General features: G+C 64.4%; 35 protein-coding genes, 1 pseudogene and 1 riboswitch. Of the genes and pseudogenes, 12 read left to right on the top strand and 24 right to left on the bottom strand.

Going from position 1 to position 25,509, the window contains the following annotated elements:
* The first annotated feature begins 1 nt into the window (after position 1).
* Positions 2-1,228: a lytic murein transglycosylase gene (locus tag I6F21_RS01475; protein ID WP_225182702.1), complete on the top strand. Its 1,227-nt coding sequence runs from the start codon at positions 2-4 to the stop codon at positions 1,226-1,228.
* Positions 1,229-1,405: 177 nt separating this feature from the next.
* On the opposite strand, the gene I6F21_RS01470 is transcribed toward I6F21_RS01475, so the two are convergent.
* On the bottom strand, positions 1,406-1,687 hold the full coding sequence (locus I6F21_RS01470) for a hypothetical protein (RefSeq protein ID WP_036013199.1): 282 nt from the start codon (positions 1,685-1,687) through the stop codon (positions 1,406-1,408).
* A gap of 211 nt (positions 1,688-1,898) precedes the next feature.
* On the bottom strand, positions 1,899-2,219 hold the full coding sequence (locus tag I6F21_RS01465) for a hypothetical protein (protein ID WP_057026972.1): 321 nt from the start codon (positions 2,217-2,219) through the stop codon (positions 1,899-1,901).
* A 597-nt stretch (positions 2,220-2,816) separates the two neighbouring features.
* Between I6F21_RS01465 and I6F21_RS01455 the strand changes: the two genes are divergently transcribed.
* Together I6F21_RS01455 and bfr are read left to right on the top strand one after the other, a co-directional pair.
* Positions 2,817-3,089, top strand: coding sequence for a (2Fe-2S)-binding protein (locus I6F21_RS01455; RefSeq protein ID WP_036013202.1), 273 nt, complete (start codon positions 2,817-2,819; stop codon positions 3,087-3,089).
* A 133-nt stretch (positions 3,090-3,222) separates the two neighbouring features.
* A complete protein-coding gene (gene bfr, locus I6F21_RS01450) occupies positions 3,223-3,711 on the top strand; it encodes a bacterioferritin (RefSeq protein ID WP_036013205.1) in 489 nt (162 codons plus the stop codon).
* A 95-nt stretch (positions 3,712-3,806) separates the two neighbouring features.
* On the opposite strand, the gene I6F21_RS01445 is transcribed toward bfr, so the two are convergent.
* Complete coding sequence (locus tag I6F21_RS01445) at positions 3,807-4,409, bottom strand: MSMEG_1061 family FMN-dependent PPOX-type flavoprotein (protein WP_036028502.1); 603 nt, start codon at positions 4,407-4,409, stop codon at positions 3,807-3,809.
* 76 nt (positions 4,410-4,485) lie between these two features.
* Positions 4,486-4,839, bottom strand: a complete 354-nt coding sequence (locus I6F21_RS01440) for a hypothetical protein (RefSeq protein ID WP_036013289.1) — start codon at positions 4,837-4,839, stop codon at positions 4,486-4,488.
* A 254-nt stretch (positions 4,840-5,093) separates the two neighbouring features.
* On the opposite strand from I6F21_RS01440, the gene I6F21_RS01435 reads away from it, so the two are divergent.
* Both I6F21_RS01435 and I6F21_RS01430 read left to right on the top strand, forming a co-directional pair.
* Positions 5,094-5,363, top strand: coding sequence for a DUF2277 domain-containing protein (locus I6F21_RS01435; RefSeq protein ID WP_036013210.1), 270 nt, complete (start codon positions 5,094-5,096; stop codon positions 5,361-5,363).
* A gap of 93 nt (positions 5,364-5,456) precedes the next feature.
* Complete coding sequence (locus I6F21_RS01430; protein WP_036013212.1) at positions 5,457-5,672, top strand: hypothetical protein; 216 nt, start codon at positions 5,457-5,459, stop codon at positions 5,670-5,672.
* Here I6F21_RS01430 and I6F21_RS01425 read toward each other — a convergent pair.
* The 3 genes from I6F21_RS01425 to fabG all read right to left on the bottom strand — a co-directional run bounded on the left by I6F21_RS01425 (position 5,669) and on the right by fabG (position 7,547).
* A complete protein-coding gene (locus tag I6F21_RS01425; RefSeq protein ID WP_036013214.1) occupies positions 5,669-6,193 on the bottom strand; it encodes a collagen-like protein in 525 nt (174 codons plus the stop codon). The genes I6F21_RS01430 and I6F21_RS01425 overlap by 4 nt on opposite strands.
* A gap of 156 nt (positions 6,194-6,349) precedes the next feature.
* On the bottom strand, positions 6,350-6,598 hold the full coding sequence (locus tag I6F21_RS01420) for a helix-turn-helix domain-containing protein (RefSeq protein ID WP_157281651.1): 249 nt from the start codon (positions 6,596-6,598) through the stop codon (positions 6,350-6,352).
* Between the two features lie 181 nt (positions 6,599-6,779).
* Positions 6,780-7,547, bottom strand: coding sequence for a 3-oxoacyl-ACP reductase FabG (gene fabG / locus I6F21_RS01415; protein ID WP_225182701.1), 768 nt, complete (start codon positions 7,545-7,547; stop codon positions 6,780-6,782).
* Between the two features lie 111 nt (positions 7,548-7,658).
* Between fabG and I6F21_RS01410 the strand changes: the two genes are divergently transcribed.
* Entirely contained in the window at positions 7,659-8,144 is a 486-nt protein-coding gene (locus tag I6F21_RS01410) for a J domain-containing protein (protein WP_225182700.1), read from the top strand.
* Positions 8,145-8,223: 79 nt separating this feature from the next.
* Here the strand turns inward: I6F21_RS01410 and I6F21_RS01405 are convergent, their stop codons facing one another.
* The 3 genes from I6F21_RS01405 to I6F21_RS01395 form a co-directional block, all read right to left on the bottom strand.
* Entirely contained in the window at positions 8,224-8,475 is a 252-nt protein-coding gene (locus I6F21_RS01405; protein ID WP_036013225.1) for a hypothetical protein, read from the bottom strand.
* 236 nt (positions 8,476-8,711) lie between these two features.
* Positions 8,712-8,972, bottom strand: a complete 261-nt coding sequence (locus I6F21_RS01400; RefSeq protein WP_036013227.1) for a hypothetical protein — start codon at positions 8,970-8,972, stop codon at positions 8,712-8,714.
* A gap of 170 nt (positions 8,973-9,142) precedes the next feature.
* Entirely contained in the window at positions 9,143-9,526 is a 384-nt protein-coding gene (locus tag I6F21_RS01395) for a RidA family protein (RefSeq protein WP_225182699.1), read from the bottom strand.
* A 519-nt stretch (positions 9,527-10,045) separates the two neighbouring features.
* Here I6F21_RS01395 and I6F21_RS01390 point away from each other — a divergent pair.
* A complete protein-coding gene (locus I6F21_RS01390; protein ID WP_036013234.1) occupies positions 10,046-10,480 on the top strand; it encodes a hypothetical protein in 435 nt (144 codons plus the stop codon).
* A gap of 141 nt (positions 10,481-10,621) precedes the next feature.
* Here the strand turns inward: I6F21_RS01390 and I6F21_RS01385 are convergent, their stop codons facing one another.
* Entirely contained in the window at positions 10,622-11,317 is a 696-nt protein-coding gene (locus I6F21_RS01385) for a glutathione S-transferase family protein (protein WP_225182698.1), read from the bottom strand.
* A 248-nt stretch (positions 11,318-11,565) separates the two neighbouring features.
* Between I6F21_RS01385 and I6F21_RS01380 the strand changes: the two genes are divergently transcribed.
* A complete protein-coding gene (locus I6F21_RS01380) occupies positions 11,566-12,111 on the top strand; it encodes a phosphohydrolase (RefSeq protein ID WP_225182697.1) in 546 nt (181 codons plus the stop codon).
* A 15-nt stretch (positions 12,112-12,126) separates the two neighbouring features.
* On the opposite strand, the gene I6F21_RS01375 is transcribed toward I6F21_RS01380, so the two are convergent.
* The 5 genes and pseudogenes from I6F21_RS01375 to I6F21_RS01355 form a co-directional block, all read right to left on the bottom strand.
* On the bottom strand, positions 12,127-12,774 hold the full coding sequence (locus I6F21_RS01375; protein ID WP_225182696.1) for a glutathione S-transferase family protein: 648 nt from the start codon (positions 12,772-12,774) through the stop codon (positions 12,127-12,129).
* Positions 12,775-12,968: 194 nt separating this feature from the next.
* The gene (locus I6F21_RS01370; protein WP_225182695.1) at positions 12,969-13,505 is read right to left on the bottom strand and encodes a mismatch-specific DNA-glycosylase; all 537 of its coding nucleotides are present in this window, start codon (positions 13,503-13,505) and stop codon (positions 12,969-12,971) included.
* A gap of 21 nt (positions 13,506-13,526) precedes the next feature.
* The gene (locus I6F21_RS01365) at positions 13,527-13,820 is read right to left on the bottom strand and encodes a type II toxin-antitoxin system RelE/ParE family toxin (protein WP_225182694.1); all 294 of its coding nucleotides are present in this window, start codon (positions 13,818-13,820) and stop codon (positions 13,527-13,529) included.
* The gene (locus I6F21_RS01360) at positions 13,817-14,104 is read right to left on the bottom strand and encodes a hypothetical protein (RefSeq protein ID WP_225182693.1); all 288 of its coding nucleotides are present in this window, start codon (positions 14,102-14,104) and stop codon (positions 13,817-13,819) included. Before I6F21_RS01360 ends, I6F21_RS01365 begins: the two co-directional genes overlap by 4 nt.
* A gap of 35 nt (positions 14,105-14,139) precedes the next feature.
* A pseudogene (locus I6F21_RS01355) lies at positions 14,140-14,357 on the bottom strand (uracil-DNA glycosylase family protein); the annotation flags it as partial.
* 188 nt (positions 14,358-14,545) lie between these two features.
* Here I6F21_RS01355 and I6F21_RS01350 point away from each other — a divergent pair.
* Positions 14,546-15,802 carry a DUF262 domain-containing protein gene (locus I6F21_RS01350; protein ID WP_225182692.1) on the top strand — a complete coding sequence of 419 codons (1,257 nt, stop codon included), beginning with the start codon at positions 14,546-14,548 and terminating at the stop codon, positions 15,800-15,802.
* A gap of 8 nt (positions 15,803-15,810) precedes the next feature.
* On the opposite strand, the gene thiC is transcribed toward I6F21_RS01350, so the two are convergent.
* From thiC to I6F21_RS01320, 6 genes are all read right to left on the bottom strand, one after another.
* Positions 15,811-17,709: a phosphomethylpyrimidine synthase ThiC gene (gene thiC, locus I6F21_RS01345; protein WP_225182691.1), complete on the bottom strand. Its 1,899-nt coding sequence runs from the start codon at positions 17,707-17,709 to the stop codon at positions 15,811-15,813.
* 170 nt (positions 17,710-17,879) lie between these two features.
* Entirely contained in the window at positions 17,880-18,488 is a 609-nt protein-coding gene (locus tag I6F21_RS01340; protein WP_036013245.1) for a thiamine phosphate synthase, read from the bottom strand.
* Positions 18,475-19,257, bottom strand: a complete 783-nt coding sequence (locus I6F21_RS01335; RefSeq protein ID WP_225182690.1) for a thiazole synthase — start codon at positions 19,255-19,257, stop codon at positions 18,475-18,477. Before I6F21_RS01335 ends, I6F21_RS01340 begins: the two co-directional genes overlap by 14 nt.
* Before the next feature lie 163 nt (positions 19,258-19,420).
* Positions 19,421-19,618: a sulfur carrier protein ThiS gene (thiS, locus tag I6F21_RS01330; protein ID WP_225182689.1), complete on the bottom strand. Its 198-nt coding sequence runs from the start codon at positions 19,616-19,618 to the stop codon at positions 19,421-19,423.
* Positions 19,609-20,634 (bottom strand): FAD-dependent oxidoreductase, encoded by a 1,026-nt coding sequence (locus tag I6F21_RS01325; RefSeq protein WP_225182688.1) that lies wholly within the window; start codon positions 20,632-20,634, stop codon positions 19,609-19,611. Before I6F21_RS01325 ends, thiS begins: the two co-directional genes overlap by 10 nt.
* Positions 20,622-20,750, bottom strand: a riboswitch (TPP riboswitch). It overlaps the preceding gene by 13 nt.
* A gap of 170 nt (positions 20,751-20,920) precedes the next feature.
* Positions 20,921-21,484, bottom strand: coding sequence for a lytic transglycosylase domain-containing protein (locus I6F21_RS01320; protein WP_225182687.1), 564 nt, complete (start codon positions 21,482-21,484; stop codon positions 20,921-20,923).
* Between the two features lie 230 nt (positions 21,485-21,714).
* Here I6F21_RS01320 and I6F21_RS01315 point away from each other — a divergent pair, with 230 nt between their 5' ends.
* Entirely contained in the window at positions 21,715-21,915 is a 201-nt protein-coding gene (locus I6F21_RS01315; protein ID WP_036013259.1) for a hypothetical protein, read from the top strand.
* Here the strand turns inward: I6F21_RS01315 and I6F21_RS01310 are convergent, their stop codons facing one another.
* Entirely contained in the window at positions 21,916-23,238 is a 1,323-nt protein-coding gene (locus I6F21_RS01310) for an ATP-binding protein (protein WP_225182686.1), read from the bottom strand.
* Positions 23,239-23,249: 11 nt separating this feature from the next.
* On the bottom strand, positions 23,250-24,020 hold the full coding sequence (locus I6F21_RS01305) for a response regulator (protein ID WP_225182685.1): 771 nt from the start codon (positions 24,018-24,020) through the stop codon (positions 23,250-23,252).
* A 179-nt stretch (positions 24,021-24,199) separates the two neighbouring features.
* Between I6F21_RS01305 and I6F21_RS01300 the strand changes: the two genes are divergently transcribed.
* Positions 24,200-24,730: a hypothetical protein gene (locus I6F21_RS01300; protein WP_225182684.1), complete on the top strand. Its 531-nt coding sequence runs from the start codon at positions 24,200-24,202 to the stop codon at positions 24,728-24,730.
* A 211-nt stretch (positions 24,731-24,941) separates the two neighbouring features.
* Complete coding sequence (locus I6F21_RS01295; RefSeq protein WP_036013268.1) at positions 24,942-25,469, top strand: PRC-barrel domain-containing protein; 528 nt, start codon at positions 24,942-24,944, stop codon at positions 25,467-25,469.
* Positions 25,470-25,509 lie beyond the last annotated feature (40 nt).

The raw sequence follows: 25,509 nt of genomic DNA, 5'->3' as shown, positions 1-25,509 counted from the left end.
CATGATGCGACGGGCGCTCATCGCTGCGGGGATCGTCATCGCCTGCAGCTGGTCGCCCGTCCGTGCTGCCGACGCCGCCTTCACCCAGTTCATCGCCTCGTTGTGGCCGGCGGCCCAACAGGCCGGCGTTTCGCGTGCAACGTTCGATGCGCAAACGCGCGGGCTGGAGCCCGATTACAAGCTGCCCGATCTGCTCTTGCCCGGGCGGCCGGCAACGGGTGCGCCGTCGCAGGCCGAGTTCGTGCAGGTGCCGGCCGACTACGTCAAGGAAGCCTCGATCGCGCGGCTTGCAGGCGAGGGGCAGCGGCTGCTCCAAAAGCATCGTACCTCGCTGAACGAGATCGAGAAGAAGTCCGGGGTGCCGGCGACCGTCATGCTCGCCATCTGGGGCCGCGAGACAGACTATGGCCGGCACACGTTGCCCTACGATCTGGTGCGCGTACTGGCGACGCAGGCCTATGTCGGACGCCGAAAGGATCAGTATCGCAACGAGTTCATTGCCGCGCTCAAGATCCTCGATGAAGGCGTCGTCACGCGCAAGGACATGCGCTCGTCCTGGGCCGGCGCGACCGGCCTCACCCAGTTCCTGCCGTCCGAATATTACAAGCATGGCATCGATTTCGACGGCGATGGCCGCATCGACATCTGGCACTCGGTGCCGGATGCGCTGGCCTCGGCTGCGCAGCAGCTCGTCAACAAGGGCTGGCAGAGCGGCGTGCGCTGGGCTTACGAGGTGCAGGCGCCGGCGAAGGTCGATTGCACGACGGGCGTGCCGGAGGTGACGAAGCCGATCGGCCAATGGCTGCGCGAGGGTTTTGTCCCGGTACGCGGCCAAAAGCTCAGCGCCGCCGAGCAGGCGCAGCCGGCCTCGCTGCTCCAGCCCGAAGGCATCTACGGCCCGTCATTCCTGACCACGAAGAATTACTTCGTCATCAAGGAATACAATTTCTCCGATCTCTACGTGCTGTTCGTCGGCCACCTTGCCGACCGCATGACAAACCCGCTGCCGTTCGCGACGCCATGGGCGGCCTCGAAACAGCTGCGCACCAAGGACGTCGAGACCATGCAGCGCGAGCTGACGCGGATCGGGCTCTACAAGGACAAGATCGACGGCAAGGCCGGCATGCAGACGCGTGCGGCGCTTGGCGCCTATCAGAAGTCGGCGGGCCTCAAGCTCGATTGCTGGCCGAGCGAAGAGGTGCTGCGTTCGATCCAGGCGGCGCGATAGAGCATGATCCGGAAAAGTGTGAAGCGGTTTTCCGAAAAGATCATGCTCAAACAATAACCTAAAGCGCGATGACGCTTCATCCTAACCGCATCGCGCTTTAGCGTGCGCAAACAAAAAGCCCGGCCGATGCTCTCGGCCGGGCTTTCCGATCGCGGCGCGCAGCGCCAGGCAATCAGATCAGTAGCAGACGCGAACCGGGCGGCTGACCCAGCCGTAGCCGTCCCAATAGCGCTCGCGGCGCCAGTAGCAGGGCGCGGGCGGCGGGGGCTCGGCGATGTAAACGGGGCCGCCATAGGCCGGACGGCTGGAGGCGATTGCGCCGCCGACGATGGCGCCGCCGATCAGGCCGGCTGCGATACCGGCGCCGACGCCGTCATGGGCCTTCGCGGACGGAGCGGCGGTCACCAGCGAACCGGCGACCGTCGCGACCGTGAGGGCGGCAACTAAAGTCTTGTTCATGCTCTTGGCTCTCCTGGGAGATGGGTTCCTCCTGCTAGAGGCGCCCGGGTTTCAAAGGTTCACGCACACTCTGATGGAATTGGCCTTGCAGCTAGGAAGCGCGCAAATGGTCAATCCACGGTAAACGCACACGGAGCTGTGACGAGAAAAAGCGGTCTTTTTCAGGCCCTGAGATGAACGGCGCATCCGTAGTGAACCGGCTTGGCGCGCCTCAGCCGCAGACTCGGACGCGACGGACGCGCCAGGCATAGCCATCCCAGAAGCGCTGCTTCTGCCAGACGCAGCCGCCGTAATAGTCGTCGGCAACATAGCCTGGACCCGGGGCGTAGTAGCGCGGCGGGTAGTAGCCCGGCCCATAGTAGCCATAGCTAGGCCCGTAATAATACGGAGAAGCCAGCGCGCCGCCGACAATGGCGCCGCCGATGATCCCGGCGGCCACGCCTGCCGCGACACCGCGCTGGGCATGGGCCGGCGTTCCGGCCGTCAGGGCCAGAATGGCGACGGCAGCGACCGCCAGGAGCGACTTCTTCATTGCTTGACCTTTCAGACGAACACACGGGAACCTTTGGCCCGCAAGGTTCCATATTCCGCTTGAATGATCAATGAACGGCACCTTTGCCGGAGACGACCAATTGGTATGGGTCCCACCGGGTGACGATGATGGGCAACGCGATGGTTAATGCTTTGATTGCGGCCGGGATCGTTTTCGCGGTCGGCTACGGCTGGATCGCACATCTCCAGAACCGCGCACGGCGCTCCCGCGCCACCGCCGGCAGCCACCGAGGGAGTAGCGGGGACAGCACCTATTCCGGGACGAATGACGGCTTCTCGCTGGGAAGCTGGTTTTCCGGTGGCAGTTCGGGGAGCTCTGGCGAGGGCGCAAGCTGTTCCAGCAGCGATAGCAGCAGTAGCGGCGGCGACTGCGGCGGTGGCGACGGCGGAGGAGGAGGCGGCGGTGGCGGCGACTAGTGGGCTACAATCTTGATCCAGCGCAAGAGCTTGATTTAGAGCCGTTCTAGGCTTTGATCAGGCCAGTTTGGAATAGCTTCAAATACCTGTTTTTCCTTTTGCATCCGGCCGGCCTGTTAAATATCGATGATGGCGCATCACCGAAGGGCCTGCCGCTTCCATGATCGTTTGTTCCTGTAACGTGCTGAGCGATGATGATATCCGCGCCGCCGTCGCCGAGTCCGACGACGCCGTGCGGCATGCCAAACAGGTCTATGGCTGTCTCGGCTGCAGCGCCGAATGCGGCCGCTGCGCCCGGACGATCAAGAGTATCATCGACGAAGCGCTCGGGCCCTGTGCGCAGTCCTGCTGCGCCGGCTGCCCGCATAGCCACACCGTGGCCGCCAACGACGAGACCGCCGAACCCGCCGAGTTCGCCCTCGCGGCCTGCTGAAAACTTCCGCAATTCCGGCTGAGCTTTTCCCCGGCTGGGTTCCCGTAGCCGGTTGCTCTCGCTCGCAAAGTGATTTAGAAGCGTTCTAAACTCGGTTTGGGACCGATTTGGACTGCAAGAGCTGGAGTGAACCATGCAGGGCGACGCAAAAGTCATCGACTATCTCAACAAGGCGCTGCGTCACGAGCTGACTGCGATCAATCAGTACTGGCTGCATTACCGCTTCCTCGACAATTGGGGCCTGCTGGACATGGCCAAGGTCTGGCGCAAGGAATCCATCGAGGAGATGGAGCACGCCGACAAGCTCACCGAGCGGATCCTGTTCTTCGACGGCTTTCCGAACATGCAGGTGCTCGATCCCCTGCGCATCGGCCAGAACGTCAAGGAGATCATCGAGTGCGATCTCGCCGCCGAGATGAGCGCGCGGGCGCTCTATCAGGAAGCGGCGACCTACTGTCACAGCGCCAAGGACTATGTCACACGCGACCTGTTCGAGAAGCTGATGAGCGACGAGGAGCACCACATCGACTTCCTCGAGACCCAGCTCGATCTGATCGGCCGCATCGGCCTCGAGCTCTACACCCAGAAGCATGTCGGCGGGCTCGAGGGCGAGGGGCACTAAGCTCGGGCCCGGCTCCCTCCATCGTCATGGCCGGGCTTGACCCCGGCCATCCACGTGTTGCCGCACGTCGTTTCGTTTTGCGGAACCGCTCTCGGCTACAGCTGCGTCTTGTAGAGCTCTTCCACGGCCTCCTGGCTCGCCGGTTCGCCGAGGCCGGTCTGCTCGTGAATGACCGTGACGATGCTCGGCATCACCGAGCGCTGCACCTTCTCCGACCCCCACAGATTCGAGCGCATCAGCGCCTTGCCGCAATGGAAATAGACCTCGCTGACCGCGACGTTCAGCACCGCGCGCGGCGGCTTGCCGAATTCCACCATCGAGGCGAGCAGATCCGGGTCGGCCGACAGCGTGCCGCGGCCGCCGACGCGCAGCGTCTCCTCGATGCCCGGCACGAAGAACAGCAAATGCACGAAGCCTGAGCCTTCGACCACGTTGCGAAAACTGTCGATGCGGTTGTTGCCAGAGCGGTCGGGCATCAGCAGCTGGTTGGGGCCGGCGACGCGGACGAAGCCGATGCCGCCGCCGCGCGGCGAAGCGTCGACGCTGCCGTCCGCTCCCGATGTCGCGAGCACGCAGAATGGCGACATCTCGATGAATTTCTTCGCATGCGCATCGATCGCGGGCCGTGCCTTCGCGATCACGCGCGGGCTCGGCTTGGCATAGATGGTGGCGAGGTCTTCGGCGCTAAGATCGGTCAACGGCGTGCCTCCGCTTCAGCTGGGCTTCAAGCTACCCGATCGGGCCGTCGCCAGCCATGGAAATCACTAAGGCGCGTTACACCGCATCCGCCGGCACGAAGCAGCTGATGATGATGGAGCCGCGGTGGTGGACGTACCACACCACGGCCTGGCCGATCGGATTGCCCTGGTCGCGGATGATGGCGCGTCCGGGCACCTCGATCCATTGTCCCTCGATCGGCACCCAATAAGCGCCATTGCGTACGTCATACTCGGTGCGATGGCCGTCGGAGATGTCGCAGCAGGGAACCCCGTTCGGCGCGATCACGCTCTTGAACCAGGCGCGGATGTCGGGCGGAACGTGGTCGTATTGGCCATTGTCGCGCGCGAACGCAACGTTTGCCAGCGCTGTCGTCGCAACCAACCAAACGCACAGTGCGAGCCTGTGCATGCGATCCTCCTCGTCGCGTATCGTGCCATGGGCGCGCGATTGTCCTGCGCGTCTTTCCCTATCGTTGGCACGGATTAAGCCTGAGCCGTCACTGCAATGCATGCTCAAATAATATGCGATGCCGGCGCCCCCGCTTATGATGCGCTGCGAGATCAGCTTGTGGCGCATCCACCAAGTTGGTCGCAGAAGCGAGAAGGCGGATGTAGGATTTCGGCTCGGACCTTCGTCTTAAGGAAAACGCCGGGAGAAAGTGCATGTGCCGCAACATCAAGACGCTGTTCAACTTCGAGCCGCCGGCGACGGAGGATGAGATCCACGCCAGCGCGCTGCAATTCGTGCGAAAGCTGTCGGGTTTCAACAAGCCGTCGCAGGCCAACGAGGCGGCGTTCGATCGTGCGGTGGCCGAGGTCTCCGAGGCGGCGCGAAAACTCCTGACCTCGCTGCATACGAACGCGCCGGCGCGCGACCGCGAGGTTGAGGCGGAGAAGGCGAAAGAGCGTTCGCGGCTGCGCTTCGGTACGTGAGGTCAGGCAGCGTGCTCCGTGATCTGGCTCACGGTATCTGCTGCCTCGGCTTGCGATGGTGGCGGCCGGGGTTTTGATCGCCCGGAGCACGACATGAGCCACCCCCTTCTTCCTTTGAAAGCAGGTGCCATCGTCTTCACGCTGCTGTGGACCGCGTGGATGATGTGGTGGAGCGGCTCGTTCTCGAGCGCGAACGTGATCATCCTCGCCCTGTGCGGCGCGGCGGTCGGCTATTTCTGGTATCGCGCCATGCGCTGGCAATTCGAGCGCATGGGCATGCTGCCGCGGCGCGAGGATCGGCCCGACTAGACCCGTCGGCTATCCTTGCCCTGCTTCTTCTTTTTCTTTTTCTTCCTGTGATCGTCGACGTCATCGCCCTCGTCATCGACGATTGCCTCGTCGGTCTCCTGGACGGCGGCTTCGAGCGCTTCGCGCTCGGCGGCTTCGCGCTCGCGCTGGCGGCGGCGTTCGTCCCAGGCGTCGAAGAGCTGGTCGAGCCAGGGCAGCACCTGCTCGATCGACGGCAATTGGCCGGGCGGACCCGGCTCGCCGCGCGGGCCTTGCGGCCCCGCCGGTCCCTGCGGCCCGGCAGGTCCCGGTGCGCCGGCTGGCCCACGCGGACCGGCTTCGCCCTGTTTGCCTTGCGGACCGGGCTTGCCGGGCGGCCCGGCCTTTCCGACCGGGCCCGGCTTGCCCTGCGGCCCGGGCTTGCCGCGTGCGCCGTCGGGGCCGCGCCGGCCCGGATGCCCCTGTGGCCCCGGCCGTCCCGGCTCGCCTTGCCGCCCGCGAGGCCCCTGAGGCCCCGGCCGTCGTCCCTGGTCGTCTGCCACGCCACCGCTCCCTTCACCTGGAGCAAGCTACTTAGCGGCGTTTGACGACAGCAGCAATTCCGCCCGCGCTTCGTGCCGGGCTTGATCAACATCAATCGGCGGCGCGAGCGGCCGCCTCATCGATCGCGCGGCTGCGCAGCGCGTCGTCGCTGGGCGCTAATCCTGACAGGCGGGCACGTCGATGCCGGAGGCGGCATAGAGCCTGATCTTGTTGCGCAGCGTGCGCACCGAAAGGCCGAGCACGCGCGAGGCGCGCGTGCGGTTGCCGTCGCAGCGCGCCAGTGTCTGGAGCACGAGCTCACGCTCGACCTCGTCGACGGTGGCACCGATCAGAAGCGGAACGATCTGGTTCGGGGCAAGGAATTGTGCGTCCGGCCCGGACGCGGCGACATGAACAGTGGTCATCAAAACACCTCCCGATCAACGCCCGCTTCCATCGTCGGAAGCGGATCGAGAACCAACGACCCCCAAGCCGTGAATCTACGGTGGTCCGGTTTGGTTAATGAAAGGTTAATTGGAGGGGCTGCACCGAATTGATCTTGAGAATGCCCAGATGCCGCCGCGATTGGTGCGAGCCTCGCATCCCTCACACCGTGCGATAGCCGCCGTCCACCATCACGATGGTTCCGGTGACATAGGCCGACAGGTCGGAGGCGAGGAACACCGCGGGACCGACGATGTCCTCGGGCTTGCCGGTGCGCGCCAGCGGGGTGTGATCGATGAAGGCCTGCACCAGCGCCGGATTGGTCGCGCGCACATTGGCGTTGAGGTTGGTCTCGATGAAGCCGGGGCCGATCGCGTTGACGCGCACGCCTTCCTTGCCGAGCTCGACCGCGAGCGCCTTGGTGAAGCCGAGCACGCCGTGCTTCGAGGTGGTGTAGGCCGCCGAGCTCGGCGTGCGCAGATGCACGAAGGACTGGATCGAGCCGATGTTAACGATGCGGCCCTTGCTCGCGCGCAACGGCGCGAGGAACGCCTGCGTCACGTTGAAGACGCCGGTGAGGTTGAGCGAGATGATGTCGTTCCAGTCCTTCGCCACCGTCTCGGTCTCCGCGGTGAAGGCGTTACGACGGGTGATGCCGGCATTGTTGACGAGGATCGAGACCTGCCCGATTTTGTCCGCGATCTGCCTGGCGAGCGCGAAGCAATCCTCGCGCCTGACGACGTCGAGCGCAAAGCTCTCGGCCTTGCCGCCCGCTGTCCGGATCTCCTGCGCGGCCTCCGCCGCCGTCTCGGCGTTGACGTCGAGCAGCACGACCTGCGCGCCCTCCCGCGCATAGCCGGTGGCGATCGCCCGGCCGATTCCGGAACCGGCGCCGGTGACGACAGCGATGTGGTTTGCGAGCAGCGCCATGGCAGTTTCCTCCCGTTTTCGTTTCGAAGTTTCACGAAACGCTAACGCGAAATTAAGGGGTCGGAAACGGCGGCCTTGGCATACTGATCCTGATTGCTAAACGTTGCGCGCATGATGGAACGGCTCGAAACCTGGAAACTCGCTCTGGAGCGGCTGCGGTCGGCGCAAGCGCCGGATTGGGCCGAGGCCGGCCGGCTGGTGGCCGAGATCGCGCGGATGAGCAGCGACGTCACGCTGCGCCAGGCTGCCGAGCAGGCGCTGCCGGTGCTGCGCCAGGCCGTCGACAATGACGATCACAGCGTGACGCTGGCGGCCCAGCGCCGTATCAGTGTGGTGCTCGAGGTCGTGCACGATCTGACCGCGCCGCGCTTCGGCCGCCGTAACGCCGCGCCGAAGAAGCTCTCCAGCGAGGACCGCGCCCGCAAGATGCTCGGCCTGCCGCTCGCGGTGCAGCTCACTTGCGAGGACATCAACCAGGCCTATCGCCGCGCCGCCAAGGGCCTGCATCCCGACCAGGGCGGCAGCGCCGAAGCCTTCATCGACCTCGCCGCCGCGCGCGACATCCTGATCCATCCCGGCGCGCACAAGGACGCGTGAGCGTCTCGGGCCTTCGAAAAGCAAACCGGGCAAGGACGCCCGCGTCCTTGCCCGGTTCTTCGTCCGCCGATCGATTACCTTACCACTTGCAGCTACCGCTCTTGAGCGCGGCGTCCTTGACCATGAGTGCATCGACGAAGGTCGGCACGCTAGCGCTGGCGCGGTGATAGCCGGCCGGCCACGGCGTGGTCGGGATGCTCTCGTCCCAGATCTGGCAGAAGCCGGTGTCCTGCCAGCGGATCAGATGATAGCTGGCTTCGGCCGGGCTCGCGGCGACGAACGCGGTGACGGCAAGACCGGCGGCAGCGCACAGCATGGAAATACGACGCATGATCAGCTCCTCAAATGAATGATGTGATGCGCCTCCCGACAATGACGGGGAGGGGTGGTGCGGGACGCGCTTGGCATGCGCCCCGGACAAGATGTGAGTAGTTCCACCCGCCGCCGAGGTTCAAAAAATGTGCGCGGGACAGGTCTGATTGCGGCCGGGAAACGCTTCAGGCCACGCAAAGCAAAAGGGCGGATCGCCCGCGCGACCCGCCCTCAAACGCTACTCTCGCGTCCGGCTCAGAGCGTGCACTTCCGCTCGGTGCGCATCTTGATCTGCAGGTCCGAGGCCTGCTGGAAGGTCGGGAACGGCTTGCTGACGACCTTGTAGGTCGAGACACCGAACTGGAACGGCTTGTACTGCAGGTCCTCGTTCCAGACCTGGCAGATGCCGGTGTTGTCCCAGCGGATCACGTAATAGCCGACCTTCGCGGAGGCGGGCACGGCGAACACGGAACTAGCGATGCCGGCAACGGCACTGAGCGCGAGAAGGCGACGCATGAAGTATCTCCTGGTGGGACATGGGCGGTGGGACATGGGACCGAAAAATTCGTGCGGTAAAAGCAGGTCCTTTGCAAGCCGGGGAGCCGCCATTCACGGACATGTCAGCCGTGCCATGAGCATTTGGTTTGGACGCGTGCCCGATAGGTCACACGCAGCTGACCAGGCTCCTACTTGGCGAGCGAAGCGACCGCCTCGATCTCGATCAGCATCTTCGGATCGGGCAGCGCCTGCACCACGCATGTGGTGCGCGCCGGGTAGGGCGGCGGGCCGAAGGCGCCGGCATAGAGCGCGTTCATCGCGGCGACGTCCGAGGCGCGGGTCAGGAGCACGTTGACCTTGACGAGATCATGCATCCCGGCGCCGGCCTCGCCCAGCACGCGCTTGATGTTGATGACGACATTGGCGAACTGCGCCTCGAAGCCGTCGGGCAGCGCGCCTGATACATCGAAGCCGGGAATGCCGGAGACGAACAGGAGGTCGCCAACCCGCGTCGCAAAGGACAGCGGCGGCGCCTTGACGTGCGGCGGGGGCGCGAAATGCTGGATCGGCATGGGATCACCTCAGGACGGGGGCGGACGCAGGAGCGTAGCGGCTGGCGCGGGGATGCTCAAAACAAAAGTGCGAAAACAACCCCATGCACAGTAGGCGCCGCACGGAAATCATTGATGTTTTCCAGAATTCGCCAAACGCGAAGCATTCGGTTGCTCCGTCGGGCAAAACAGGGGCATTATGGCATGCTGGCGGTTGGTGGTCTTCGCCTCTCCCCGCGTGCGGCCTGCGCGTGGCGAGAGAGCAGGCCATTCACCCGTCATTGCGAGGAGCCCTTGCGACGAAGCAATCCAGACTGCCGCCGCGGAGCGATTCTGGATTGCTTCGCGGAGCCTGTCATCGGGCCGCGCTTCGCGCGGACCCGTTGGCTCGCAATGACGGAGCATGAGGACCTTCCGCGAGTCTCGCCGCCGCCTTGCTTGCGGAAACGCCCGCCGATCATGTTGCCGCCCCGATCGATCAGGTACATTCGCTCCGTCTGATTCGAACCCTCCTTTAAAAAACAGCCCCCGGAGACCCCCATGAAGCTCGCATCCACCCTCCGCGCCGCGTGCGTCGCCATCGTCGCCCTGGCTGGCCTCTCGACGACCGCGCAGGCCGACAGCGGCTTCGTGACGCTGACGATCTACAAGGCGGGCTGGATCATCGGCGGCTCGGGCGGCTCGGGCGTGCTCAACTTCCGCGGCCGCTCGTATGGGCTCTCCACCGGCGGCCTCGACTACGGCCTCGTGTTCGGGGGATCCAAGACCGTGCTGCGCGGCCGCGTCTCCAACATCAACCGTCCCTCCGACGTTGCCGGCGTCTACGGCGCCGCCGGTGCCGGCATCGCCGTCGGCTCCGGCGCCCGCGCCATCGTGCTGACCAACCAGAAGGGCGCAGTGCTGGAGCTGTCGGGCACGCAGGTGGGGTTGATGGCGAATGCGGATCTCAGCGGGCTTGCGATCACGATGCGGTAGAAGGGTGGAGTAGGGTGGGTTAGCCCTGCGGATGCGCGAAGCGAATCCGCAGGGCGTAACCCACCTCTTTGGCGTCTCCGGAGACGAACAGTGTGGGTTACGCTTCGGACAGCGCTTCGCGCCGCCCGAGGCTAACCCACCCTACGATTTCCCGACCATCGCATGCACCCGCTCGCAATGTGCGACGAGGTTAGCGTGCGCATCGACGAAGGCCTTCAGCGGCGTCGGGATCGGAAAGTAATAGATGTTGGCGATGAAGCCGTAGATGCCGGCATCAACGCTCGTCGGCGCCGCGCCGTGTACGAAGCCTTGCGCCGGCGCGATGTCCGCCAGCACCTGCAAGTCAGCGAGCCCCCGCGCGTAGGCATGCTCGGGCGTGTAGCGACCGATGCCCTGGAAGTGATAGCGCTGCGCGTTGTAGGCCTTGGCCTTCTCGAAGCCGGTAGGGTCGATCTGCGGATGCTGCGCGATGAAGGCGTCGCGGAACGCCGGATAGAAGCGCTCGTCCTTCCAGCGCGAATAGGACATCACCCAGTAGAGATCGTCCAGCATGCGCGTGACGAGATGGTCGGTGCGGCGCTGTTCCGATGACAAGCCGGCGTGGATCGTGAGGCGGTATTTCTTAGTCGCGTGCGCGATGATGGTCTCGCTGTCGCCGATGATCTCGCTGTCGTCGACGATGTAAGGCAGCTGCCCGCGCGGCGCGGCCGAGGCATCGAAGACGTGCTCATGCACGAACGGCACGCCCGCGAGCTTGAGAAACGCATAGACCTTGAGGCCGTAGCCGTTGTTGTCGGCGACGCCGAAGAGTTCTGGGTAGGAGTAGAGGGTCAGCATGGGCGGGCGCCTCCGGGGTGGCGGAGGCCAGCATGCTAGGGAGTAGAAACGGATGCAATCCTCGTAGCCCGCATGAGCGCAGCGACATGCGGGAATGGGCTCCCCGGATATCGCTTGCGCTCATCCGGGCTACGTCAGAGCGCCATTTGCGAATTGCCTTTTGCGCAATAGGATGACCGCAATCCTCTGGTCCGGGAGATCACGATGGCCATCAACAAGGACAAGATCGACGATGTGAGACTTCGCCCATGACCCGCGACGAATTGGTCGCTGCCTATGCGGCGCCCGGCCGCCACTATCACAATCTCGCGCATATCGAGGATTGCCTGGCGGCGCTCGCGCGCGCCGAGGGTCTTTCGGCCGCCGAGCGCGAGACGCTGTCGGAAGCGATCTGGTGGCACGACGCCGTCTACGATCCGACGCGGACGGACAACGAGGAGCGCAGCGCGGAGCTTGCCGAGCAGCACGTTCGCGCCGAGCTTCGCCAGGAGGTCGGCCGCCTGATCCGCCTGACTAGAACGCACGACGTTCTCCCCGGCGATCGTCTTGGGGCGATCCTGATCTCGATCGACCTCAGCATTCTCGGCGCCGATCCCGCCCGCTACGACGCCTACGCCGCCGCGATCCGCCGGGAGTTCAGCCATGTCGCCGAGGAGGACTATCGGGCCGGCCGTGCCCGCGTGCTGCGCCGTTTCGCGGCACGCGAGGTCATCTTTCCCGATCCGGTCTTCGCCGCGAGCTTTGACCGCCAGGCCCGTGCCAACCTCGCGCGCGAGCTGGCCCAGCTGAGCTGAAGTGGGCTGACCCGCCTACGAACGCGACGCCGCCTGAAACACCGCCAGCTGCGCCTCGAACGCCCGCCTGAACGCCGGCCGCGCCTCGGCGCGGGCGACATAGGCGGCGATGTCGCGAAATTCGTCGAGCAGTCCTGACGTATTCAATCGCCGCAACACCGTCACCATCATGAGGTCGCCGGCGCTGAATGCGCCGTCGAGCCAGTCGGCTTCACTGATGTGGCGGGACAATTCGCCGAGCCTGATGCGCACGCGCTCCTGCAAGCCGGGCAGGCGCTCGGCGTACCAGCTCCTGTCGCGCTCGAACAGCATCGCCATGCCGAGCTCGACGATCGGCGGCTCGACCGTGCTGAGCGCGGCGAACATCCATGCGATGGCGCGGGCGCGCGCGTTGGCATCCTTCGGCAGCAAGCCATCATGGCGCTCGGCAATGTGGAGCACGATCGCGCCGGATTCGAACAGCGTGAGATCGCCGTCCTCATAGGTCGGGATCTGCCCGAACGGATGCAGCGCGCGATGCGCGGGCTGCTTCATTGTCGCGAACGAGAGGAGGCGGACGTCGTAGGGCTGCCCGACCTCTTCCAGCGCCCAACGTACCCGCATGTCGCGCGCCTGTCCTCGGCCACGATCGGGAGAGCTTTCGAAGGCGGTAATGGTGGGCATCGGAGGCTCCTAGGCAATCACGCCATGTGTTCACAGGACGATCGGCCAGTGGAGGATCCGACAAGCGGTCCCATCTTTCCGACGCGTGACGAAGCCAGACCCTCATGGTGAGGAGGCGCGAAGCGCCGTCTCGAACCATGAAAGGCCCCACCTCGTCCGCGGCCATCCTTCGAGACGACCGCTTCGCGGTCTCCTCAGGATGAGGTCTGTGGGCCTGGAGCATCGAGTGCAGCGATCCACGCCGCAAGTTCGCGCCACGGCTCCAGCGTCCAACTCCCCGACGCAGCACCCGAGGGCGAGGGCAGCACGAATGTCTCGGGCCAGCTTGCATCGCGCGTTTGGCGTCCCAGCGCAATCGCATCTGACGGCCTGCCGTAAAACAAGCTTGCCGCCTTCTTGCTTGTGAACGCGATCGTCCGCGGCCGGTACGTGTTCATCTTCGTCCGAAAGCCCGGCACGTCGATCGTCTCCGCCGCGATCTGGTGATCCATCCCAGCGCCCGTCTTGCAGAGATCGGTGAAGCCGATCCCGAGCTCGATCAGCGATGCGAAGTCGCTTGGCTGATAGCGCCGCGGCGTGATCCCGGCCTCATGGAGCGCGCGCCAGAACCGGTTGCCGGGATGGGCGTAGTAGTGCCCGAGCTCGGCCGAGCGCGTCGAGGCGGCGGTGCCGACGAAGACGAGGCGGAGGTTGGGGCGGAGCTGGTCGGGGAGGCGGTGGGAAGCAGGCAAGGCAATCGTCCGTGGCACCACTCACTCGTCCGTCTTGCGGGCTTCGCGGCCGTGCCAGATTCGCGTGATCAGGATGTCTCGCGCTTCTGCCAAGACGGCATACCGGACGATGTAGCCCGACGCGCCAAAGCGAACCACGATCTGGCGAAGCTCGGCATCTTCGGTCTGCATGCCCAAATTGGGAAACTCCTCCAGCCGCTCGATGGCGCGCCAAATCGACGCGAGAGCGCGTTGCGCGGCGGCCGGGCTGTGTTGATCGAGAAAAAGGCGCAATCGCTCGACGTCCTCGACAGCGTCGGGCGAAAGCAGGATCATCCGATCCTGCGCGGCACCGGTCGCGGCAGCTCTTTTGCCGATCCCCAGCTCGCGACCCAGTCCTTCACCTCGTTGAGCGACACGGCGGCGCCGCTCTTTCGGAAATCATCCAGTCGCCGGCGATCCTCGGCGATGTCGGGACCGGCAATATCGACCACGGAATCGAGCAGCGCCACGGCCTCCGCGAGCACGGCGGCGACATCCTGCCCGCGCTCGTCGGCCATCTCGCGCAAACGAGCGTCGGTCTCGGCGTCGATGTCCAGCGTGCGACGAATGATGTTCATGCTATCAGGATAGGCGTGGAGGAGGTTTTTGTCGAGGCGCCTGTCTTGGAGAGATCAGTGAAGCCGATCCCGAGCTCGATCAACTCAGCAAACTCACGCGGCTGATAGCGGCGCGTGATGCCGGCCTTATGGATCACGCGCCAGAAGCGGTTGCCTGGATAGGCGTAATAGTGCCCGAGCTCCGCCGAGCGCGTCGAGGCGGCGGTGCCGACGAGACGAGGCGGAGGTTGGGGGGAGCTGGTCGGGGAGGCAGTGGATGTCGTCCTCAGTATGCACCTGCACGCTCTATCAGACCAGCGCGCCTGCACGAGATGTGCTAACAGAAGCTTTTAGCAATCTGAGCGCAAGATGCCTAGCGTTACTTGCTAACTTGGCGCGTTGCGTCGTAGGGTTGCGAGAAGGGTATTGCTCTGAATACGCCACGAAGGTCGGAAGAAGATTATGCAAAGGAAAGCGACGTTTCAATCGTTGTCGTGGCTATGGGATCTGTACAAGCGAAAGCTTCTGGATATGGACCCTCCTTATCAGCGGAGGAGTATCTGGAATCAGCCGTACAAAGAGTTTTTTATCGATACGGTTCTCAACGACTACCCATGTCCAGCGATCTTTCTGTACGAAAACATCACTCCGGACGGGATAGCAAAATACAGTGTCGTGGACGGCAAGCAACGCCTGTTGACCCTTTGCCATGAGCCTGCTGTGAACATTCCGCAACAACTCATATCGATTTATGCAAGTCTGAGACCGCGTCTCGAAGTAGTCGAGCAGCGAGTAACCGCTGCGTTGTTGACATATTCGCGTCAAAACATGCTGCCGTTCATTGCGCGAATTAAGACGATCGAATCAGCTGCCGAGAAGATTGAAACTGGGCGTTATCGCTCATTTTCCGAGATCGATGATCTCGTCGCAGTCACGTTGGTGGTGCCTACCCTTCGGCATGAAGCAGAAGCGATCGAATATTGTGAGGGGGTATTTCGGATACAGGACGTTAAACTTAGGACATCGGCGAGGAAGCCGCCCGATCTATTTCGATTCGATTCGACCCGGCTGTATGGGGTGTTGGTGAGACCGGGAGGAATCGACGCGGATGTCGAAAGCATCTACGACATAAAGTTCGAAATCCAGATTCGAACCGCATTTGAGCATGCCTGGATAGTTGCGACCCATCCGCTCACTTACAAGAGCGACACAGTCGATTGGAGGAGGCTGAGACTTGCGGCGCAATTGAAGGCTGCGGCAGAGCAATTGGACTTGTCTATTCTTCAATTTGAAGAGCTGGCTGGTGGTATAGTTGAGGCACCTTGGCCGGAGATCGAGACAAAACGTCAGGTAGTAAGTTTGATCGAGCGGCTCGTAAGGGACGAAATTATACCGTCTGAGGCAAATCCAAAAGATATGTCCCGATTTGCGGACAATCTACTGAGCTTGGTGCGGGCTTCTCACAAGAGGATTGATTTTGGGATAGCTATGGCAGAAATGGAGAGAAGGCTGCGTCTTTTTTCTGCTGACACATTTCCGAGAAGCGCGTCGCTTTTGCAAGTGTGTATGGGTCTTCTGCAGGAAGGTGGGCTACTGTCTGGGCCTCTTCAAAGGTATTCGTGTCACGTTACGGATCATTTGTTGGAGATTTTTCCCGGTGTGAGCGGGCTCACACCGGTTTTTAGGTACAGTCGGGCGGATGCAGGAGTCGAAGATTAGCTGCCGGCTCACAACACCCGATTGCTCTCCTTCACCTTCTCCGCATCCAAATACAAGCTCTCGCCCATCTCCTTGAACTTCGCGCTCATCTTGGCCATGCCGTCCTCGGCGGTGCCGGCCATCGACATCCCCACGCTGTTCGGATCATTCAGCGTCGCCGCGTAATCCCGCACGTCCTGCGTGATCTTCATCGAGCAGAATTTTGGGCCGCACATCGAGCAGAAATGCGCGACCTTGTGGGCTTCCTTCGGCAGCGTTTCGTCGTGGAAGTTCTTTGCCGTGTCAGGGTCGAGGCCGAGGTTGAACTGGTCGGTCCAGCGGAATTCGAACCGGGCGCGCGAGAGGGCGTCGTCGCGCAGTTGCGCGGCGGGGTGGCCCTTGGCGAGGTCGGCGGCGTGGGCGGCGATCTTGTAGGTGATCACGCCGGTCTTGACGTCGTTGCGGTCGGGCAGGCCGAGATGCTCCTTCGGCGTGACGTAGCAGAGCATGGCACAGCCGAACCAGCCGATCATGGCGGCGCCAATGCCCGAGGTGATGTGGTCGTAGCCCGGCGCGATGTCGGTGGTCAGCGGTCCCAACGTGTAGAACGGCGCCTCGCCACATTCCTTGAGCTGCTTGTCCATGTTGATCTTGATCTTGTGCATCGGCACGTGGCCGGGGCCTTCGATCATGACCTGGCAGCCCTTGTCCCATGCGATCTTCGTCAGTTCGCCGAGCGTCTCCAGCTCCGCGAACTGCGCGCGATCGTTGGCATCCGCGATCGAGCCTGGACGCAGGCCGTCGCCGAGCGAGAACGAGACGTCATACTTGCGCATGAGGTCGCAGATCTCGTCGAAATGGGTGTAGAGGAAGCTTTCCTTGTGATGCGCCAGGCACCACTTCGCCATGATGGAGCCGCCGCGGCTGACGATGCCGGTGACGCGGCTGGCGGTGAGGTGGATGTATTGCAGGCGCACGCCGGCGTGGATGGTGAAATAGTCGACGCCCTGCTCGCACTGCTCGATCAAGGTGTCCTTGTAGAGCTCCCAGGTCAGCTTGACCGGATCGCCGTTGCACTTCTCCAGCGCCTGGTAGATCGGCACGGTGCCGATCGGCACCGGCGAGTTGCGCAGGATCCACTCACGCGTGGTGTGGATGTTGCGGCCCGTGGAGAGGTCCATCACGGTGTCGGCGCCCCAGCGGATCGCCCACACCATCTTCTCGACTTCTTCCTCGACCGACGAGGTCACCGCCGAGTTGCCGATATTGGCGTTGATCTTGGTCAGGAAGTTGCGGCCGATGATCATCGGCTCAAGCTCTGAGTGATTGATGTTGGAGGGGATGATGGCGCGGCCGCGCGCGATCTCCGAGCGCACGAACTCCGGGGTGATGAAGGCGGGCACCGAGGCGCCAAAACTTTCGCCGTCGGCGAGCGCGGCTTCGGCGCGCTCGAGTTGCTGCTTGCGCCCGAGGTTTTCGCGCTCCGCGACGTAGATCATCTCCTTGGTGATGATGCCGGCGCGGGCGAATTCGAGCTGAGTCACCTTGTGGCCGTCGAGGCCGCGCAGCGGCTTGTGATAGGCCGAGAAGGCGCGCGCGGCCTTGTCGGTGGAGACGCTACCATTGTCCTCCGGCTTGATCTGCCGGCCCTCATATTCCTCGACGCCGCCGCGCTCCAGCACCCATTGCTTGCGGTTGCGCGCCAAGCCGGCGTTGACGTCGATCGTGACGGAGGGATCGGTGTAAGGGCCCGAGGTATCATAGACCGGCAGGTTCGGCTCGCCCGCGCCTTCGGACAGGATGATCTCGCGCAAGGGCACGCGGATATCAGGCGCGGCGTCGGGGGTCGCGAAGATTTTTCGCGAGGAGGGCAGGGGGCCGGTGGTGACGGCGGGGACGGTTTTATCGGGGTTGGAGCGGATGTTCATGGGATCCTCCGGTTAATTCGTATGCTTGGGCGCCGGGACGACGCTGGTGAATTCTTGCTCCGTCATTGCGAGCGCAGCGAAGCAATCCAGAAATGCATCCGCGGAAGCAGTCTGGATTGCTTCGTCGCAAGGGCTCCTCGCAATGACGAGTGGAGGGAGCGGGGCGATCATCACGCCGCCTCCTTCGAACCGTCGAGCCATTGCCGCACGCGGGCATCGGGGTCGGGGTTTTGGGTGACGTCGGAGACAACAGCAATGGAATCCGCGCCCGCGGCAAAGATCTCGGCGGCGTGCTCGAACTTGATGCCGCCGATGGCAACCAGCGGGATGGTGCCGATGCGCTGCTTCCATTCGGTGATCTTGGGAATGCCCTGCGGCTCGAAGCGCATCGATTTCAGGGTCGTGAAGAAGATCGGGCCGAGCGCGACGTAGTCGGGCTTCGCCGCCAGCGCGGTCTCAAGCTCGGCGTCGTCATGGGTGGAGATGCCGAGCTTGAGGCCGGCCTCGCGGATAGCGCCGAGATCTGCGTCTGCAAGATCCTCCTGGCCGAGATGCAGGTATTGTGCACCCGCAACGATCGCTGCGCGCCAATAATCGTTCACCACCAGCTTGGCCTGCGTGTCCTTGGTGATGGCCAGCGCGTCGGTGACGATCTGCAGCGCGTCGGCGTCGTTCAGCTCTTTGGCGCGCAGCTGGATGGTGCCGACGCCGAGCTTGGTCAGGCGTTCGACCCAGGCCAGGCTATCAACCACGGGATAGAAGCGATCAGGATACGGCATGCCAGAACGGGGTCCCAACGACAGGGGTGGAGGGCGAGGCGAAGTCGCGGGCGTTCATCAGCCCGGCCTCGTAAGCGGTGCGGCCGGCCTCACAGCCGAGGCGGAAGGCGTTCGCCATTGCGACGGGATCGGCGGCTTTGGCGATGGCGGTGTTGAGCAGCACGGCATCATAGCCGAGCTCGAACGCCTGCGCGGCGTGAGAAGGCGCGCCGAGGCCAGCGTCGACCACCAGCGTGATGTCGGGCAGCCGCTCGCGCAACAGTTTTAGCGCATCGCGGTTGGTGATGCCCTTGGCGCTGCCAATCGGCGCGGCCCACGGCATCACCACCTTGCACCCCGTTTCGACCAGGCGGCTCGCGACCGAGAGGTCCTCGGTGCAATAGGGGAAGACTTCAAAACCGTCCTTGATCAGGATGCCGGCGGCTTCGACCAGGCCGACGACGTCGGGCTGCAGCGTGTCGTTGTCGGCGATGACCTCGAGCTTGATCCAGCTCGTGCCGAACAATTCGCGGGCGAGCTTGGCCGTCGTCACCGCCTCGCGCACGGTGCGGCAGCCGGCGGTGTTCGGCAGCACGGTGACGTCGAGCTCGCGGATCAGCTTCCAGAACGCATCGCCGGTCTTGCCGCCGGCAGATTCGCGCCGCAGCGAGACCGTGACGATGTTGGCGCCGGAGGCGCGGATCGCGCCTTGCATGATCGCAGGCGAGGGATAGAGCGCGCTGCCGATCAGCAGGCGGGAGGCGAAGGTTTTGCGGTAGAAGGTCACCATGTCGGTGTTTCCGGGAGTATCTTTGATATTGCGGGCGGGGGTGTCAGCTTCGTCGTCATTGCGAGCGAAGCGAAGCAATCCAGTCCGTCACCGCGGCGGCAGACTGGATTGCTTCGTCGCTTCGCTCCTCGCAATGACGAGGATGAGATATTCGGCATTCCGCTCACCCTCCCTGCCGCGGCGTGATGATCTCGATCTCGTCGCCGGCGTTCAGTCGCGTCTCGGCCCAGCGGCTTTTCGGCACGACGTCGTAATTCAGCGCGATGGCGAAATGGCTGCCTTCGTAGTCGAGCTCGGCGAGCAGCGCATCGACGCTGGCCGCGTTCACCTCGCGCGGCTCGCCGTTGACGATCAGGAGCATTGCATTACCTCGTTGTCGATCTGGCCGCGCTCGACATAGGCGAGCGTCAGCTCGGCGAGCGCAGGCGCGATCAGGAAGCCGTGGCGGTAGAGGCCGTTGACGCTGATCTTGCGATCGCGAATGCCGATGCGCGGCAAATTGTCGGGAAAGGCGGGACGAAGCCCCGAACCGACCTCGACGATGCGGGCTTCGCCGAACGCGGGGTGCACGGTGTAGGCCGCGCCCAAAAGCTCCAGCGCGGAGCGGACGCTGACGCCGGTGTCTTCGGCCTCGATCGAGGTCGCGCCCAGCATGAACAGGCCGTTCTCGCGCGGGATCACGTAGAGCGGCCAACGCGGATGGATCAGCCGCACCGGGCGCGCCAGCTGCACCTCGTCCGTCTCGATCAGGATCATCTCGCCCTTGACGCCGCGAAGCTCGCTCTGCTCGTCGCGGGCACCAAGGCCGCGGCAGTCGATGACGATGCTTTTAGGATTCAGGTTTGCAAGCTCGTTCGCGGTGACGTCGCTGCAGAACTTGATGGTGCCGCCGGCAGCCTTGATGCGCTCGTGCAGCTGCGGCAGCACGCGGCGCGGCTCGACATGGCCCTCGGCGGGGAAGAACAGCGCGTCGCGGAAGCGGCCCTCCAGCGACGGCTCGAGCGCGGCAAGGCCGGCGGCATCGAGCCGGCGGTGATCCGCGGTCATGCGCGCAAACCGCTCGAAATCGTTGCGCTCGCGCGGGTGGGCGACGACCAGAGAGCCGTTGAACGGCGTGTCCGGCAGCTCGCGCCGCCAGAGATCGAGCGAGCGCAGCCCCAGACGGCTGATGATGGGCTCGGCGACTTCGGCCTCGCAATAGGGCGCGAGCATGCCGCCGGCCCAATGGCTGGTGGCATCCGTCATCGCCTCGTCACCGCGCTCGTGCAAGGTGACGGCGTGACCGGCCTGCGCGAACAGCAGCGCCTGCCAGGCGCCCGCGATGCCTGCGCCGATGATGGATACCGGTGAATCCGGTCGCTTGATGGTCTGCAACATCCCTGTCCCTTCGCCGGCATGACCCGGATCAGGTTCAAAGGGTCACCGCGGTCCTGGGCGGTATTGCCCATTTAGCGGTATCTCAGCTCCTCCTCGGAGCACCCCTCGGAACGGTGGTAATGTATGCCAGCAGGATGGGGTGGTCAACGCGGTAACAGTCGTCATGCCCGGGCTTGTCCCGCCTGCGCGGCCAAAGCCGCTTCGGCGAGGCGAAGGCCCGGGCATCCACGTTCTTGGCGCAGATGCAAGACGTGGATGGCCGGGACAAGCCCGGCCATAACGGAGATCAATGAGCGGGAACCTGCGCCCGCGCGTTACGGACGCGCTGGGCGAGCTTCCCGTGGGTCGGAGCGGCGAACATCGGCTGCGGATTGCCGTTCGGCTCGAGCCAGGGCTGGCCCATAGTGCCTTGGCCCATGGTCTCGCCCGCATGGGCGACCTGGACCGCCTCCTGCCGCTGGCGCTTTGCAGCATAGTAATAGCCGCCCGCGAAATAACGCACGGCTCGCGCGTGATCGCCATTGGCGGCGCGGTAGGCACCGGCGAGGTACTTCACGGCGTAGGTGAGGTTGGTGTTGGGATCGCGCAGGCCGGCGGCATCACCGGTGTAGCCGACCCCGCGGGCGGTCGCGAGCTTGATCTGCATCAGCCCGATGGTACCGCCGCGGCCGACCACATGCGGCTGATAGCGGCTCTCACGCATGATGACACGATGCACCAGTGCTTCCGGCACGCCGTTGGCGCGGGCATGGGCGGCCACCATCTCGGCATATTCGGCTTGCCCGGCAAAAGCTGCCTGCGGCAACGTCAATCCGGCCGCGAGCAGCGCGACAATTCGTAAGATTTTCATCGAAATATTCCTCGGCAGAACGGACCCGCGCCCCAGCGCGTTAGGCCGTGGGAACACGGCGATGATGTGGCGAAATGTCACCAACGGCGATTTTCGCCGGCTCGTCGCTTTTGCGACTTAAACCTGGGTTAAGCTCGGAGTTGGTGGAGCGCCTTACGCGACAGCGGGTCTGTCCATTTCGCGCATTCGCCCAACAATCGCTAGTCAAAGCCAGCACTCGGGAGACGTCCATGACCCCTGCAGACATCGACGACATTCCCAAGCAGAACCCTTGTGCACAATGTGGCACACCGATCCCGTTCCCTGACTGGATCGAGCCGGGCGAAGGCCGCGTCTCCTATCTCTGGACCTGCCACGCCTGCAATTACCGCTTCGAGGCGGTGGCGATCTTCCCGCACGAGGCGATCGAGCACCCGCCGCTCGCGGCTTGATCAGGCGGCAAGGCGCGGTGCCTGCGAGACCGGCAATCGCATCCGCACGATCAGGCCGCGCGGGGCGCGGTCATGCAGCGACAGCTCGCCGCCGTGGCCGAGCGCGATTGCGCGCGCGATCGACAGGCCGAGCCCGAAGCCGGTGGAGTAGTCCATGGTGCGCGCGTCGTCGCCGCGCACGAACGGCTCCAGCATCTCCTGCTTGCGCGCATCCGAAATGCCGGGGCCGTCGTCCTCGACGTCGATGACGAGCATGGTGTCCGAGACGTCGAGGCGGATCGTCACCTCGGCGCCGAAGCGCACCGCGTTCTCGACCAGGTTGGTGACGCCGCGATGCAGATCGTCGGGCCGCGCGGCGGCGGTCGCGGACGCCGGCCCGACATAGTGCACGACATGGCCCATGTCGCCGAACTGATCGGCGACGAGCTGGAGCGTGCTGGCGATGTCGACCAGCGTCACCGCCTCGACCTTGCGGTCGTCGCGCAAGAGCGACAGCACCGATTCCAGCATCGCGCGCATCTGGTCGAGATCCATCAGCATGCGCTTGCGGTTGCTCTCGTCCTCGATGAACTCGGCGCGCAGGCGCAGCCGCGTGATCGGCGTGCGCAAATCGTGGCTGATCGCGGCCAGCATCCGCGTGCGGTCCGACATCAGCCGCACGATCCGCTCGTGCATGCGGTTGAGCGCGCGCGCCACCGCGCGGATCTCCTGCGGGCCGCGCTCGGGCAGCGGCTCGGCGGCGCCGTCGAGGCTGAAATTCTCCGCCGCCGCGGCGAAGGACGACAGCGGTCTCGTCAGCGCGCGCGCCGCCCACAGGCCGAGCACGGTGACGCAGATGAAGGCGCTCATCAGTGCCATCAGCCAGGGCGCGCCAGAGAACAACGGCCGCGGGGCGCCATCGACATGGCCCGCGATCACGGTGCCGTCGGGCAATTGCACGCCGATACGGGGCTCGATGCTGCCTGAAGCCAGCCGTCCGGTCTTGGAGGCGCGGCCGAGATGGCGGCGCATCCAGCGCAGATGCAGGCTGTCGCTCTCCGCGAGATTGGCCGTGCCGGGCGCCAGCATCTCGATGCCGAGCCCGGGGAAGGCGCGCGCGAGATCGGTGACGAGGCGCGGACGCTCGCTCGCCTCCGCCGCCTCGAGCAGCAGCGCGGCATCGGCCAGTTGATGCGCCCGGTCCGGCGGGGCATCAGGGCGGTCCTGCCGGATAATCAGGAAGGCGGTGGTGATGACGAGATGGAGCGCCACTGTCGAGGCCAGCACCAGCGCGGCGATCTGCCCGCCGATACCCTTGAGGTGGAAGAACGAGAACGGCTTCATCGTCGTCCCCCTCAGCTGCTCACGGGCACTGCGGTCGCTTCGGCGCTTGCTGCCTCGGTTTTCGCGACCTCGGTTCGTGGCGTGAACAGATAGCCGCCGGAGCGCACCGTCTTGATCAGGGTGGGATCGGCCGGATTGGGCTCGATCTTGCGGCGGATGCGGCTGACCAGCACGTCGATGGAGCGCTCGAACGAGCCGGTGCTGCGCCCCTGCGTGAGGTCGAGCAGGCTGTCGCGCGACAGCACGCGGCCGGGCCGCTCGCAGAACGTGCGCAGCAGGTCGAACTCGGCGCTGGTCACCGCGACGCGCGCGCCTGCGGGATTGCGGAGCTCGCGCAAGCGCAGATCGATGCGCCAGCCTTCGAAGGTGAGCGCGGAGGCACCGTCGACCGAGCTCGCCGCTTGCGCGACCGCCTGGCGACGCAGCACCGCGTTGATGCGGGCGAGCAGCTCGCGCGGATTGAACGGCTTCGGCAGATAATCGTCCGCGCCCATCTCGAGCCCGACGATGCGGTCGACGTCCTCGCCGCGCGCGGTCAGCATGATGATCGGCGTCTGGTTTTCGGCGCGCACCTTGCGGCACAGGCTGAGGCCGTCGTCGCCAGGCAGCATGACGTCGAGGATGATGAGATCGACGCGGTGGTCGGCCATAGCGCGCGACATCTCGCGGCCGTCGGCGACGGCGGTGACGTTGCAGGCGTTGTTGCGCAGATATTTCGCAATCAGCGTCCGGGTTTCGCGGTCGTCCTCGACGACCAGGATGTTGGGATTGGGAATGGCCATGGACCTTGTTTGTCCAAAATTCCGGCCAAAAGGCGAAGATTTTTGTTTCGAATTGTTTCTACCTGGCGGTCAGCAACGGACGGCAATCGCCCCACCGCCGAGCGGCAAGCTCTCGTTAAGGCCGTTAACCATACCGTGGCGTGGTCCGCGGCGAAACCCGCAAAACCAAGGGAGCCATCATGACCTCGATCTCGGCGGCCTCCGCCGGCAGCTATCAATCGCCACTGCAACGGCTTCAGCAGGAATTGCAGTCGCAAGTCTCCGCCGGCACGATCTCGTCGTCGGACCAGTCCGCGCTCTCGACGGCGCTGACGGATATCGACACGGCGCTCCAGCAGAGCCGATCGAGCGGCCGGTCGAGCGGCGCGCCTCCCTCCAAGGACGAGATGCAGTCGAAGATCGAGGACCTCATCTCGAGCGAAGTGTCGAACGGGACGCTGACCTCCGAACAGGCCGAGGAGCTGAAAAGCGTGTTTCAGTCCGCCTTCGCGGGTGGACCAGGCGGTCCGCCGCCGGACGACGGCTCTTCGGATTCGACGACGACGGATTCGACGAGCAGTAGCTCGACGGACCAGACCACCGCCGAGATCCTCCAGCAATTCCTCCAGGCGCTGCAGCAATCGCAATCGTCAGCATCCTCCTACGGTGCCAATGGCAGCTCAACCGGCAATTCGAGCTTCGCCGCGCTCCTGATCGACTACAAGAGCTGACTTCGGCGACGCCGGGTCGGCGCGGTCTTCGCCGCGGTCCTGCCTTGCCCTAATGCGCATGATCCTCGGCGGGGAACCGTGCACCGCAAAATGTTCCTGAGTGACGCAGGAACAGTTCGCGCATGGCGCGACGAAATTGCGGCGCGCACGGAACTGCGCCCGATCAGAGCGGTTTTCTCCGCACGAGTTTTCTGTGAAGGAGAGGACAACAATGTTGATGAAATCGATCGTCACCGGCCTCGCCGGTACCGCGCTACTTGCGACCGTCGCAATCGCGCAAACGCCGCCCGCCGCCACCACCGACAAGGCGGCCCCTGCGGCCACCGCAACGACCACGACGGCTTCCGGCCAGTGGCGTACCTCGAAGATGGATGGCCTGAAGGTCTACAACGAGGCCAACGAGAACATCGGCACGATCAACGACCTGCTGATGGACAAGAACGGTGACATCAAGATCGCCGTGATCGGAGTCGGCGGCTTCCTCGGCATGGGCGAGCATCTGGTCGCCGTGCCCTACGAGAAGCTGAAGTTCGTCAACGAGCCCGTCGCCTATACCGGCACCGGCGCGAACACCGGCGCCCGGCCCGCAGGCACGACGACCGGCGCTGCGACCGGTACCGACAGGCCCGCAGCGACCGCATCGACGTCGTCCGCGTCAAAATGGTACCCGGACCACGCCGTGTTCAATGCCAGCAAGGACGAGCTGAAGAACATGCCGCAGTTCAAGTACGCGGAGTAATGCGGCTCGCGTAACTGCCTGAACGAAGCGCGCCTGGTTT

Origin of the sequence: Bradyrhizobium sp. NBAIM03 (assembly GCF_020194055.1) — a bacterium.
Taxonomy (GTDB): Bacteria; Pseudomonadota; Alphaproteobacteria; order Rhizobiales; family Xanthobacteraceae; genus Bradyrhizobium; species Bradyrhizobium yuanmingense.
Note: the sequence above shows the minus strand (reverse complement) of the source record. Positions and strands in the feature narration are given on the sequence as shown.